We start from the raw sequence: 12,974 nt of genomic DNA, 5'->3' as shown, positions 1-12,974 counted from the left end.
CGTACATGAGGGGCAATGTGAACGAAGATGACGCCTCACCATTAGCGACCGGGGTAGAAGGCCTCGACTATGTTTTGCGCGGGGGTTATGCCAAATTTCGGTCACACCTCGTTGAGGGAAGGCCGGGTTCGGGCAAGACCACGCTCGGGCTTCAGTTCCTTATCAAGGGGGCCTCGCAAGGCGAAAACTGCCTCTATATTACGCTATCTGAAAGCAAGCGCGAACTCATATCCGTGGCAAGCAGGCACGGCTGGACTCTGGACGGGATAGAAATTCTGGAACTCGTTCCTCCAGAACTCAGCCTTGATCCCTCCCAGTTGCAGACACTCGTGCATTCTTCTGACCTGGAACTCGGAGAGACCGTGCAGGCGGCCTTGGCTGAGATCGACCGTATTAAGCCACAGCGCGTCGTATTCGATTCGCTTTCCGAAATCCGGCTGCTCTCGCAGGGCTCACTACGCTACCGTAGGCAGGTCCTGGCGCTGAAAAGCTTCTTTCTGCTCAACCATGCGACGGTCTTGTTACTCGACGACCTCACGGCCGAGCAGGATGACCTCAACCTGCATTCGATCAGCCATGGCGTCATCCGCATGGAGCAATTGACTCCGATATACGGTGGCGAGCGGCGGCGCTTGCGGGTGATAAAGATGCGTGGGGTGCAAATACGTGGCGGTTACCACGACTTCGTTATCCGACCGGGCGGGATCACGGTCTTTCCGCGACTGGTCGCCGCCGAGCACCCTGAAGCCGAGCACGGGTCGCCGGCCTTAAGCGGAAATGGCGTGGACGCTCTGCTCGGCGGCGGCCTCGATCGGGGCACAAGCACGCTCTTGATCGGCCCTTCGGGTGTGGGGAAGTCGACCATAGCCTGCTCCTACTGTCATGCAGCGCTCGGGCGCGGTGAGCGCGCCCTGGTTCTGCTGTTCGATGAAACTGACCGCATTTTCCTGGGGCGTGCAACTGGTCTCGGTATGGATCTCAAGCCCTTCCTGCAAGACGCAATGCTCCTGCTCGAACAAATCGACCCGGCGGATCTTTCACCCGGCGAATTGTCATCAAAGATCCAGTTCGCAGTCGAGCGGTTTGATGCCCGGATCGTAGTGATCGACAGCCTCACGGGATATCTGAATTCGATGTCCCAAGAGCAGCATCTTGTGCTGCAGATGCATGAAATTCTCACCTACCTCAACCAGAAGGGCATCGTGACGATCCTGCTGCTCGCCAATCACGGGCTGATCGGCCAGACGGCGGCCCCAATCGACATGACCTATCTGTCTGATGCAGTGATGTTGCTGAGGTTTTTCGAAAGTGGCGGTCGCATCCGGCGAGCGATTTCGGTGGTGAAGAGGCGGGTTGGTCCTCACGAGGACACGATCCGTGAATTCATGGTCAGCAGCCAGGGCATAGCTGTCGGCGAGCCGCTCGACCAATTCAGGGGAATACTTACAGGCGTGCCCTTTTTTGAGGGCAAACAAAGCGACCTGCTCGCTGACAAGAAGCCATGACGCCGAAAGAACCCGTCGTACTCGTGCTCGCCCCGGTTGGTCGAGACGCTCAGCTAGCGGCCTCGATCTTAGCAAAACACGGGATCGGCACACGCCTCTGTGCCAATCTGCAAGAGGTTTTGGGGTTTCTCGACAGCGCACACTGCCTTGTCGTCGCCGAAGAGGCGCTCATCAATTCCGACCGGAGCCAGTTCGCCGCCTGGCTGCGCAACCAACCTGCGTGGTCCGATTTTCCAGTGGTTCTTCTGGTCATGCGGGGAACAGAATTCGACAAGCGTCTTGCGTTTCTAGATCGGTATCTCATCGTTCTCGAAAGGCCTTTCCTGGCCTCAAGTCTGGCCAATTCGGTGAGGTCGGCGTTGCGTGCGCGTGCACGCCAGCTCGAGGTCAAGTCCCACCTAGAACAAAAACAGGAGGTCGCTGACCGTCAAAAGCTGTTGATCCTCGAGCTTCATCACCGGGTCAAAAACACCCTGGCCAATGTGCGAGCGATGATGGGAGCGACGGCCCGGTCCAGCGATAGCGTCGACAGCTTCGTGCGTGATTTCTCCGCAAGAATCGTGTCCCTTGCCGACACGCACTCAATGCTTACAGACGACTATTGGCAGACGGCCTCATTACAGAGATTGCTTGAGACGGAACTGAGCCACTACGAGATCTATGGCGAGCCGCGAATATCACTACGTGGTCCCAATGTGGCCCTCGTCGCCGACCTTGCGATACCTGTGGGCATGGCGTTTCATGAACTTGCCTCCAACTCAGCAAAATTCGGCGCCTTGTCGCGCCCGGAAGGCCGCCTTGATGTGCAATGGTGGATAGCGGATTCCGCAGGTGAGCAGATCCTGCATCTCCATTGGCAGGAGCGGAATGGTCCCATAGTGCAGCCGCCGAGTCGACGAGGCTTTGGAACGACATTGCTGGAAAGGGTCGTTACGGTGCAATGCAATGCGAAAATCGAAATGCATTACAATCCCGGCGGCCTGCGTTTCACTATGGCGTTGCCATTACGCGAAACGAGGCTCGTCCCAGCGTACTCCTGAGTACCTGACGAACGCGACGAAACAGCACGCAGCTGTGGCCGCAGTCGAAGCCACTGTAATCAAAAGGCCGGCTCCGCGACTTTCTTCAGCGGTTCGGGGCCACGATGCAGGTTGCGAGTTGGGGGTCCCCATTGCGGCCGCCAGGCCGCCGCCGCCTGGGTCTTTCATCTGACCTCGCGCGGTAGGATGTAGTGGGCTGGTCGGAGCCACACGTTACCGACAAAACGGCGCGACTACGCCGGCTTCCTGAGCTCCACCTGAACGCCCAGGCGGAACGCCTGACCATCTGCAAACGAGCGCGCGTAGCTCTCAGCTGTGAAAGGGACCGTGATCGTAGCGCCGTTGACCGTCACGCGAACCGACCACTCTTTCGTCCTCACGATTTCAACGGCATGTTGCTCATGGGGAGCCATGCATTCCTCCCAGAATGGTACGTTGGAGAAGGGGGAGGATAGTGTCGCAAAACTCGTTCGCATGCAAATAATCCGACACCGCAAGGTCGAAATGTCAAAATAGCGCACAGTTGCCGCCGCGGCTCGGGCGCGTTTTTCAGGCGGTTAAGCAGGCAGGCCGACCTACTTCGGTGTTTGCAAGTCGAACCGCCACGACAGACGACCCCAAACCGGATGCTCGAACTCAACGCCAGCTCGTTTAGGGGATCGGCGACAGCCAAGGCGCCTGCCATATCCCCGCTCGGTGCCCATCCGCGAACGACACTCGTGAACGACGGTTCGGAACGGTTGGCCCTGTCGGGGGTTACCTCAGTCCAACCGGAGAGGAGCCTCCAAAAATGGACCACACCAATCACGTACGGCTTTCGAGTTCTGAACTGCGCGCAGACGTTGTTGAGGGAGCCACCATCTACGGTCGCGACGATGAGGAAATCAGTTCAGTCGACCACATCCATGGAACGGGCGAGCATGCGCAGGTCGTCTTCGATGTTGGTGGGTTCCTCGGCATAGGCTCAAAGCGCGTGGCCTTATATGCAACTCAGCTCGATTTTATGCGGGACGAAGACGGCACCGTGCATGCTATCACACAAATGACGACCGAGCAGTTGAAGGCCCTGCCAGAGCATTTTGATTAAAGTCAGCTTCGGTGATCTCGACCGTCAGATATTGTCATGGGTGAAGGTCGATCCGAGTGCGAGCTCGCTTGCAGCGTCGGCGAAAGCATCGACCTGATCGTCAAATTTTCCATTCGGAAACGAACAGACCTCATCGAGGGATGTTTCGTTCCAGCGGCCGCGCAAGAGCTTCACCTGGGCGGGTCAGGTTTGCCCGTGTCCTTGTCGCCTGAGACCGGAAGGACCTTCACGCCATGGCCGGCGCGTGTTTCACTTTCGTCTGCTTTGCCAGCCGAACCAGGGTCCTGCAGCATGGCGATCGTGACTTCGTGCGTCATGCGTCATGACGTTCTGGAAACGCGACCACGATTTCAAAGTCGCTGCTGTGGAACAGGCCGCCGGACATGACGCCAGCCGGTGCTGATACCGGCCGGAACGATGTGGTCAGATAGCCCCTCGAGGCGAGACCGGACAGCCCTACTCCGGCCCTCGGAAGCGGTCGTGAGTCAGAGTCGGGGCAGTGTCGTTGTTAGATGGCCGGTATTTCTGCAGCTGGCGGATGATTATTTGCGAGCGCAGGTCTGCACCTGCATCTATTGGCGCGCCTAAACGTTGCCGTCGAGGAAGATGTGACGGACTGCAGTGATGTCGAACAACAAAGCCGAAGATTCCAACGAAAACCAAATACAACTGGAGCGACGGGCTGGACAAGCAGACAAAGAGGGCCGCGGACGCAATGCCGAACGGCCATCGCAAATTTCCGGCCGCGGCTGGAGGGATGTACTGTGGCGGGTGTTCGCTGAGGTAATGGAGGACCGCGTCATGTTGATCGCGGCCGGAGCCACGTTCTACCTGCTTCTTGCTCTGTTTCCAGCGCTTGCCGCCTTCGTGTCCATTTACGGCTTCGTCGCCGATCCTCAGACGGTCGCCGAGCACATTTCATTCCTTGGCGGCATACTGCCTTCGGGCGGTTTGGATCTTATCAGATCGCAACTTAACTCATTGGCCGCTCAGAACACTAGCACGCTCAGCTTTGGGTTTATCTTCGGTCTCGCGGTCGCACTGTGGAGCGCCAACAGCGGCATCAAGACGCTGTTTGAAGCAATGAACATCGCTTACGAGGAGACTGAAAAGCGCGGCTTTATCCATCTGAATCTCCTGGCCTTGGGATTCACCCTTGGCGCCATCCTCATTGGCATCGGCCTTATCATCTCGGTCGGGATCGTACCCGCAATGCTTGCGCTGGTGAACCTCGGCGGCTGGACGGAAACCCTTGTGCGGATCTTGCGGTGGCCGGTTTTGCTGATCATGGTCGGAATCGGAATTACGCTGATCTACCGCTACGGCCCTAGCCGCGAAAAGGCAAAGTGGCGATGGGCCACATGGGGGGCATTCCTCTCGGCTGTGGTTTGGATCGCAGTCTCGGTGGGTTTCTCTTTTTATCTTGAGAACTTCGCTAACTACAACGCGACCTACGGAGCCCTGGGGGCGGTCATCGGCTTGATGATGTGGACCTGGATTTCCGTGATCATCCTGATTGTAGGTGCGGAGCTGAATGCTGAGATGGAGCATCAGACAGTCAAGGACACCACCACAGGTGCGCAGCAACCGATGGGGGCGCGAGGTGCCACGGTCGCGGACACGCTGGGCGGATCGGCCGATGCCGCCAACAAACAGTCACGTTTGGACGAGCGCAAAACCTAGCGCCTTACTGTGCATCTGCTGCAACTTCGCTTGGCGCCAATGACGGTCTTAGATGGCCGTCACCTTACAGGCCTATCGAGCATATATGAGGTTGTCTTGTATCTTCCCATCACGGGAAAGGCAAAGCAGGGTTCAGATGCTGCTCCCTCCTACTGAGGGCGCGCCCACGGAGCGACCGAGCGGCTTCGTCACCGCCGAGCTATACCACTCAGCGGGGCACGACCCGGACGCGACCGCCTTGTATCTAGGTCGTAGGTGCGTAGGTGTGACACGCTTTGCCATTGAACGTGAATCGACAACTCAGATGCTACGTGAGCGCCTGTCACCCGCCGGAACGTTGGGCTGAGTTCTTCAAGACTGTTGCCGCGCCTACCGTGCCCCTGTGCGATTGGGGAATCGGCGCTGGCCTTCCAAAGGCCGCTTCCAGACCTCGCGTCCGAAGTCAGTTACGGGGAGCTTTAAGCGCACGTGCGAGGAGCCGGGCATCATTTAGCTGGATTACGCACGTCTCGAACGCATTGGTCGGGCCGCGCCAGCGCAGCTCTTCGACATTCTCAAAAAGCCGAGCGTCCGTACGCAGCGTGGCGAGATTCTTGAACAAAAGTGCGAGCTCTCTACGCCGGCCGAGGGCTTCAGGCGGAAAGCTTTCAAGAGGGCCATAGCGGCCAAGCAGCCGGGCGGCCGACACCAGGCCGATGCCCTCGAGACCCGGGTAGCCATCCGCGGCATCACCGACGAGCGCTAGGAAATCTGGAATCAGGGCCGGCTCAACTCCGAACTTCTCGCGTACGCCGGTGGCATCGCGAATTTTCTGGGTCCTTCGGTCTACCTGGACCACATGGTCACCTCGCACGCACTGCGCGAGATCCTTGTCCGGCGTCCAGATGCATACCTTCTGCACGCGCTCATCGGCAGCCGCGCTCCGTGCCGCGGATGCCAGCGCGTCGTCGGCTTCTAGGTCGATCATCGGCCAGACCGCCACTCCCATGGCCGCCAGGGCTTTCTCAAGAGGATGGAACTGCGCGAGCAATGCCGGCTCGATGCCATCCCCGGTCTTGTAGCCGGGCCAGAGCTGATTTCTGAACGACTCGATTACATGATCTGTCGCTACCCCAATGTGTGTGGCGCCATTCTCGATCATCTCCAGCAGTGTGTTCAGCACGCCAACGACGGCGCCAAACGGCCTGTCTTGGCCGTTGTTGAACCGGCGTTGGCCATAGAAGTGGCGAAACAACTCGTATGTGCCGTCTACTAAATGAACGATCATCTCAATCCTTGAGGAAGCGCCAGGCCGTGCCCGTACGCCCGCCTCAAGCCATGTCTCTTATCGCAGCAGCTTACCTTCAAGTCACAGGTGCGCGCACTACTATATGGTAGCCCGCTGCGACAGCCCTTTGACAACAACAACGATCTGCGCGTGGCGCTGAACACGTCCTCGACCGAGAAGCGCTCGTCAAGACTGTCCTTGGAAGCTACGGCAAGGTCGGCAATGACACGCCGGCAAATGCAGCCCAATCCTTTGTTTGCGCCGACATTGAGCAGCGTGTCTAGGATCCGGACAAGGCCGCATTCCATTACCGGAATCAGCACATGGCGCATTCGCAACCGGCCTTTACGAGCAGCCCTCCCCTCGGCGGCGGCGAGTCGATGTAGGTGACGCGCTCTCGCAATTTGAACCCCTGACACGCTTCGCTGGCCGTCGTTATGCGGCGTCCGCATTCTTCGTCTTGAGCAGCCGGCAGCGCTCGACCGCAGTGCGCTTCCACATGGCGTGGTCAAAGCCGGGCGAGCAGCCCATGCCAAGGAAATGCTTCCGCTGCGTCGACAAAGGGATTGTTTCCCAGTGGATACCGTAGCCGTCGCTGATGATGGCCGCAGCGGCGCAGGCCAGCCCCTCGCGCTGCAAGGCGATCGGGTTAGCAGTTTGCTCGTCGCTGGGGGCGTAAGCGTCTGGCGGTCTTCCTGAATGAGACCACGTTTTGAATGAGACCACGTTGGCCATCGGCTGCTCGATCGACACAAAGTCGGGCCTGTTGCCCTTGATCATGGCGCGAAGCTGGCAACCGAGCGATCCCCTGCTCCTCGGCGTTCTCGCCGATGGCTTTGATCAGGCCAGTCTTGATCGAGAGCGATGAGCCGGGCTCATACCAAGCGCATGCGATGTCGAGGCCGAGGATTAACATTCTCACCCCTCGGCAATGCCGGCAGGAATGCCCCAAGGGCATGCAGTCGCAAGGAGCTTCTCACCGAATGTTCGCGCACCGGGTCAATCGTGACGCAACGAAATGTGGTCGCCCGTAGGGTCGTAGGGACACCGCGAAAGGAAACCAGAACATGACCAGCGAACGAGACGTCGGCACGTTCGAAAAGCCCGTGACCCTGTTGCTGTCCTCGGGCAAAGTCAGTGTTTCGAGCACCCGCGAGGCCGGCGAAATGCTGCTGTATGATTGGCCCATTGGAGAGACGGGGCGCCGCATCCAGGCACGAATGGCCTGCATGAAGGTGCTCGGCGGTGGAAGCGCCCCGGAGGTAGCCCGCGCGGCATTTCTGACCGCCGCCAAGGAAGCGAAAATCTTGAACGCCTGACATCTGCTACTCTGCCGCCGCAGCAAATGCCGGCCGGTCATAGCCATTGTCGAGATGCTTGGCCGCAGTTTCGAACACGTCCATCGCGAAGTCTGGAAAGCGGCGCTGATATTTGGCGATCAGCTTCGGATCGAAGGTTCCGGCACGGTGCGCGGGATAGTCAGCGTCATCTTCGATGTGCCCGTCAGCACCGATTTCCGCGAATGGCCATTGCGGCGATTGGCGTTGCCGTCGGCCTGCTCCTCATCGAGGTGCTCGTCCAGTTCGGCGTTCAGAATCCGCTCCGAAAGCGCCTTCTTCAGATCGTCGAGCAGCCCGTCTCTGGCGAAAACCTCATTCGGATCGCGACCCGCAAGCAGTTGGTCCAGAAGTTCCTTCTCAATAGCCATGTGATGATTCTCTCCTTTCCATTATCATGGCCTCGCGCACAGAATTCCTGACAGTCCCAGTGCCTCGCGGGCCTCTGGACTCGATTTCATCCGAGCTTGCAGCGACAGCAGAGAGCTGACCATCGCGAGGTTGTTCTTAGTGCGATGCGACAATTCTTGCAGGAGCAGATCCTTCGCGCGTTCCGCTTCCGCCGCTCTCTGATAGGCCGTACGTAGCCCTTCGCTAATGACGGCCAGCCCCAATGCCACCACGACGAAGATAACCATTGGCAGCACCAATCCCGCGGGCAGTAGAAAGGTACCAGCTGGTTTCACCTCAAAATATAGCAGAACCGTGCCCAGCACGGCGGAGTAAGCCCTGAACCTCGATCAAACAGTACCGACGCCAGGAAAATAGCGGGAAACATCACGAAGAAGCCCAGAACTCCGGCGCTTTCATGGATACCCTGCAGGGCGAGAAAACAGATCGCGGTAGCGCGCCAGGCATTTCTAAACGCTGCCGAGCTACGCGAAATAGAAGTTTCCCTGCCTGGTGGTCTCCAGGCATATGATACCGATGGCGCAGAACAACAAGCCTGGAAGGCCTAACCGATTGGCCGCAGGATGAACGTCTCCCTGGCAGCGGATAGTGGCTTCCACTGCATATTCGATCTTGCTGGAGAATAATTCGCCACTCCCGCCGAGCGACGGGGCCGGGTGAAGAGAACACTGCCCTCGCGACTTGGTGTCCACGATAGCTGCGCATCCGCCCGAAAGCTCTCAGTCGGTTCACGCCCAAATAATCACCGATTCGGCCGTCAGCTTTGAATGGCTCCATGACATGCATCTGGCCGCGCAAGCGCTTCGGCGCGGTGAGCCTTATCTAACGCGCCGAGCCTTTGAACCGATGCATAGAACCATCGATAGTCGCCCGAACACAAGTCGAACAAGCGGAGAAAGGCCGGCACCCGGTCGTCGCGGGTTCGGGCGGATCGACGTTTGGGTGAGTTGCGCCGCAATACTCCTTCTCGCCCCCCCAGGGCGTCTGGGGCGTGTTTGCAGCCACCTGCTCAAAGCCGCGACGTGAGCCAGCCTCCAGCCTGCTATGTTGGACGGCAATCGTTCAGCTTGCTGCCGCCGACCGCTTGAAAACGATGGTCACCTTCGTCCCTTTGTTGGCGCTGGACTCGACAGCTAACTGCGCCTTGGCGTTCTCGGCCAGCGATCGCGCGATCAGCGCTCCGAGCTTGCCTGGCTTGGGCCACATCTCGCCTTCCGGCAGGCCGATTCCGTCGTCCGCCACCGTAACCCGGCAGCCATCGCCATCGACGACACTGTGCAGCATTATCGTGCCGCCGTCGCGGCCCCGGAACGCATGCTTAAGCGAATTGGTCAGCAATTCGTTTACGACCAGTCCCGCCGGCATGGCGACGTTTATTGACACCGGATATGTATCCACCTTCATATCCAGCCGGATCCCCTCGACCGCATGCGAGCTCATGACCGCGGACGCGATCTGGCTGAGATACACACCAAGGTCGACCTCCTCCTTCGGCTCGTCGGCCGTTAACGTCTGGTAGAGGATCGCCAATGCGTCGACGCGACCGGCGAGCCGCTCAAACCGTCTCCGGTCGGCCTCGGTCGCGTTGCGGCTTTCCAGCCGGATCAGTGCGGTGATCATCTGCAGGTTGTTCTTCACCCTGTGCTGCAGTTCGCGAAGCAGTGTGTCTTTCTCGCTGACACGCTCCTCGGCCGAGCGCTGCTCTCCCGCCTCGCCGTGAGCCGATACGTCGACCAGAGCCACCAGTCGGAAACAGACCTTGCCGTTGTCGTCCTCTATCTCGTTGGAATAAACGTCGACGATCGCCGGCTTATCCTCGCTGCGCTCCAGCCTGAAGGTGCCGACCAGATCGGTTCCCTCGACCACGGCCTCGGCTAGCGGCCTGTCCTTTTGCTGATTGACGCCTGTGCCTAGAAGGGCCGCCCAGTTTTCTCGGGTGAGCCTGGCGGCCGTCAGGCCTGACAGTTTCTCGAATTCCGGATTGGCGTAGACCACGCGCTCTTCACCGGCAAGGTCCGAAACGGCTATGGCGATCGGCACCTGGTCAAGGAATTTCTTGAACTGTTCGCTTTCGAGTGCTGTTGCAAGGTCAGGTGTATCAAGCAGCTGCTCGACCGCCTCAGCCTTCTCTGAATCCGATGTCATTTGCGCGCCTGTTCTGTGCGGATGATATCAACAATGCAGCGCGCCTGCCATCGCCAAAACTGGCGCTGCATCTCACGTTTCGCATCATGCACCTGACAACAAGTCTAGCCTTGTGCGCAGGGCCGAAAGAGAGCGGCAAGCGCCGGCTGCGTCTACGACGAGAACTGCAGCGCTAGCGGGATCAATTGAAATGGGTTGAGGCTTCGCATCGATGACAAGCGGCGCATTTTTATCCTCCCACCAGCATGAGGCGTTGCTCTTTGCGCCCCTGGGTTATCATGATCCACGACTACATCGCGTCGACAACAGGGGGAGCAACGGCCCTGCGGCCCAGGAAAAGCGCGCGACGGAAGAGCTTCGCTGCAGGTTTTTTTTATTGAGAACTACCGGCGGCGTGCGACCAGAATGAGCCTTAAGTTCCAACCAAGGGAACTGTGACTGTCGTAGCGTAATTCATCGGATACCGGTCGAAATATGGGAACTCGATGACGAAAGCATACCTGGCCGTGAGATGTGCCATTCGAAAGCTGCCGCTGGGGGCGTCGATTGCTATTGTTACGTCTACGTCTTTCAATCCCAAAGTCAGCAATTTTGCCGTGGCTATGGCTTATATCTCGGCCTGCCTCAGCGAGTTCTTCATCTGCAGCGCACGCGCGGACGTTTCCAGCGTATACCGAACACTGGACATGGCATTCAAGGCCCAGCCGAATGCGAAGACGCCGATCAAGACCATTATCAGAACAGGGGCGATCAGCGCGAACTCCAACGCAGCTCCGCCTGATGCTCCCCGTATGAAGGCCCTCGCTTAAGGATTTCACTCCATTTGATATGCGCGCTCTTTGGCCCCGACGGGCACAAGTCCGGCGGCCGCGCTCGGCCAACTGCTCGGCATTGAGCGCGAGCTTGGCAAGCCCCGCATTCGCCTCTTAATTCGACCCCGAATGATCCGCGAGCTATGGAAACGGGTGCATGAGCATGCCGGGCCGTCGCCAAAGTGCACGAAGCGCCCAGCCACTCAATGGATCAAGCCGGGACTGATTGGCCGCGTAAGCACTGCGCGGCGACGAGGGTCTACGCAACGCCTCGCGGCTGGACTTTTGGGATCAGATTGGGGTGACAGCGCCGTGCCGCACATGACGTTGGGCGAAGCCGCTAGGCTTACCGCAAAGCAGAGTTGAGTTGTCGCAGCGCGCCTCGGGCGGCCGATAGCCTGTGCTTTTCGAAGATTGCTAGCTTCTGCTGATAAGTGATCCGCACCTTGGCGTTGCACCCGTGGCATCTGAAGTGCGCAATCGTTCTTAGTGCAGAGCCTTTCCTTACCGCCGGATGCGAGCAATTCGGACAATTGAATGTGAGCGCAACATTAGACAAGTCTTTGGCTAAACCGGCAATAGACGGCTTCTTGGCCACGCCTGCATCTCCAGCATTCGAACCCTCGAACGAGCAAGGGCTCCGGCCCGGAACATTTGCAGCAAACGTACACATTCAATTGACCCCGATTTTAATCCTCGTCATGAAGTCGGCGCCATCCGTTGCGCTCGTTCTAGCGGCCCAGCGGCTTGCGGTGAGGGTAGACCGCTGGGCCTGACCAGCGAGCCTTTGGGAGTGCTCGCTTGACTGTGAGTATATGAGCTAGATCTAATGTAATGATACATGCGAATGAAGTACGTGGCGGCAATTCCGCTGTGTAGAAGCTGTAAGGCGCCCCGGAATGGTCGATGCGTCTGGCACCGCACGCCAGCACCGGCCGGCTAGAGTTCATTGAGCCTTGATGCCGACCCTGATCGAGAAGCCGCCCCACGGCGATGCTTGGATTCAGGAGGTGGAGTTCGACGGCTACGGGGCCGGCGTCGACCAGAAGCTTGGAAACCGTGCTGATCGACACGTCGGCAACGCGGAACCTTTGCTAGATATTACCTGAGCATGTCCTAGAATGCCACATACCTGAGCAACATGATCGCCCATTGCTGTGCGTCTGTGTTCGGTGTTTTATACTTAAGGGTGAATTTCGGCAGATCTGGCATTTTATCGATGGCAAACACCGCCAATCCACTTGATCAGAGTTCCGACGAGCATCGGCGCGAGCGCCGCCCACGTGTGCTAAAGGGCGGGACGATCATCACCGGGATCCAGAATTCCGAGATCAGCTGCACCTTGCGCAATCAGCATGAGGGGGGCGCCGAGCTGAAGGTCGCGCCCGAAGCTCGGGTTCCCGATCGCTTCTTGCTCTACGTGTCGGTCGATGGAGTTGCCTATAGATCGGAAGTTCGTTGGCGTCGCAACGACCGCATCGGCGTCAAATTCACCGGCACCGAGCCCAAACCGAAACTTCACTACGGTTGACCCACGGCAAGACGAACCTTTTCTGACACTCGCCATGAATTTTCAGCACAAGTCGCCCGGCCATTCTCTCCGAGGATAACCCGGACAGGGACGTGAACTACTAAGACGGTCACCCACCCCTGCCCTGGACACCCGTGTTGGAAACGATAGCGGGCG

General features: G+C 58.6%; 13 protein-coding genes and 1 pseudogene. 8 read left to right on the top strand and 6 right to left on the bottom strand.

Annotated features, from left to right (window positions below):
* Positions 1–5 precede the first annotated feature (5 nt).
* Together NKI79_RS12990 and NKI79_RS12985 are read left to right on the top strand one after the other, a co-directional pair.
* Entirely contained in the window at positions 6–1,505 is a 1,500-nt protein-coding gene (locus NKI79_RS12990; protein WP_352801986.1) for an ATPase domain-containing protein, read from the top strand.
* Positions 1,502–2,545 (top strand): sensor histidine kinase, encoded by a 1,044-nt coding sequence (locus NKI79_RS12985; protein ID WP_352801984.1) that lies wholly within the window; start codon positions 1,502–1,504, stop codon positions 2,543–2,545. Before NKI79_RS12990 ends, NKI79_RS12985 begins: the two co-directional genes overlap by 4 nt.
* 233 nt (positions 2,546–2,778) lie before the next feature.
* Here NKI79_RS12985 and NKI79_RS12980 read toward each other — a convergent pair whose 3' ends face one another.
* Positions 2,779–2,958, bottom strand: a complete 180-nt coding sequence (locus NKI79_RS12980) for a hypothetical protein (protein WP_352479194.1) — start codon at positions 2,956–2,958, stop codon at positions 2,779–2,781.
* Between the two features lie 377 nt (positions 2,959–3,335).
* On the opposite strand from NKI79_RS12980, the gene NKI79_RS12975 reads away from it, so the two are divergent.
* Together NKI79_RS12975 and NKI79_RS12970 are read left to right on the top strand one after the other, a co-directional pair.
* A complete protein-coding gene (locus NKI79_RS12975) occupies positions 3,336–3,632 on the top strand; it encodes a PRC-barrel domain containing protein (RefSeq protein ID WP_352479193.1) in 297 nt (98 codons plus the stop codon).
* A 624-nt stretch (positions 3,633–4,256) separates the two neighbouring features.
* Entirely contained in the window at positions 4,257–5,315 is a 1,059-nt protein-coding gene (locus tag NKI79_RS12970) for a YihY/virulence factor BrkB family protein (RefSeq protein WP_352779254.1), read from the top strand.
* Positions 5,316–5,757: 442 nt separating this feature from the next.
* Here NKI79_RS12970 and NKI79_RS12965 read toward each other — a convergent pair whose 3' ends face one another.
* The gene (locus tag NKI79_RS12965) at positions 5,758–6,582 is read right to left on the bottom strand and encodes a 5'-3' exonuclease (RefSeq protein WP_352479191.1); all 825 of its coding nucleotides are present in this window, start codon (positions 6,580–6,582) and stop codon (positions 5,758–5,760) included.
* Positions 6,583–7,017: 435 nt separating this feature from the next.
* Positions 7,018–7,362: a hypothetical protein gene (locus NKI79_RS12960; RefSeq protein WP_352479190.1), complete on the bottom strand. Its 345-nt coding sequence runs from the start codon at positions 7,360–7,362 to the stop codon at positions 7,018–7,020.
* A 287-nt stretch (positions 7,363–7,649) separates the two neighbouring features.
* On the opposite strand from NKI79_RS12960, the gene NKI79_RS12955 reads away from it, so the two are divergent.
* The gene (locus NKI79_RS12955; protein WP_352801981.1) at positions 7,650–7,901 is read left to right on the top strand and encodes a DUF982 domain-containing protein; all 252 of its coding nucleotides are present in this window, start codon (positions 7,650–7,652) and stop codon (positions 7,899–7,901) included.
* A gap of 87 nt (positions 7,902–7,988) precedes the next feature.
* Here the strand turns inward: NKI79_RS12955 and NKI79_RS12950 are convergent.
* From NKI79_RS12950 to NKI79_RS12940, 3 genes and pseudogenes are all read right to left on the bottom strand, one after another.
* A pseudogene (locus tag NKI79_RS12950) lies at positions 7,989–8,290 on the bottom strand (transposase); the annotation flags it as partial.
* 24 nt (positions 8,291–8,314) lie between these two features.
* Positions 8,315–8,557 (bottom strand): histidine kinase dimerization/phosphoacceptor domain -containing protein, encoded by a 243-nt coding sequence (locus NKI79_RS12945; protein ID WP_352479188.1) that lies wholly within the window; start codon positions 8,555–8,557, stop codon positions 8,315–8,317.
* 835 nt (positions 8,558–9,392) lie between these two features.
* Positions 9,393–10,475 (bottom strand): sensor histidine kinase, encoded by a 1,083-nt coding sequence (locus NKI79_RS12940; protein WP_352801980.1) that lies wholly within the window; start codon positions 10,473–10,475, stop codon positions 9,393–9,395.
* A 485-nt stretch (positions 10,476–10,960) separates the two neighbouring features.
* On the opposite strand from NKI79_RS12940, the gene NKI79_RS33225 reads away from it, so the two are divergent.
* The 3 genes from NKI79_RS33225 to NKI79_RS12925 all read left to right on the top strand — a co-directional run bounded on the left by NKI79_RS33225 (position 10,961) and on the right by NKI79_RS12925 (position 12,818).
* Positions 10,961–11,284 (top strand): hypothetical protein, encoded by a 324-nt coding sequence (locus NKI79_RS33225; protein WP_502901880.1) that lies wholly within the window; start codon positions 10,961–10,963, stop codon positions 11,282–11,284.
* A 962-nt stretch (positions 11,285–12,246) separates the two neighbouring features.
* A complete protein-coding gene (locus NKI79_RS12930; protein ID WP_352479186.1) occupies positions 12,247–12,396 on the top strand; it encodes a hypothetical protein in 150 nt (49 codons plus the stop codon).
* 110 nt (positions 12,397–12,506) lie between these two features.
* Positions 12,507–12,818, top strand: coding sequence for a PilZ domain-containing protein (locus tag NKI79_RS12925; RefSeq protein ID WP_352479185.1), 312 nt, complete (start codon positions 12,507–12,509; stop codon positions 12,816–12,818).
* Positions 12,819–12,974 lie beyond the last annotated feature (156 nt).

The organism is Mesorhizobium sp. M0340 (genome assembly GCF_040321535.1).
In the GTDB taxonomy this organism is placed as follows: domain Bacteria; phylum Pseudomonadota; class Alphaproteobacteria; order Rhizobiales; family Rhizobiaceae; genus Mesorhizobium.
The sequence above is the reverse complement of the archived record's forward strand: the minus strand, read 5'-3'. Positions and strand labels throughout refer to the sequence as shown.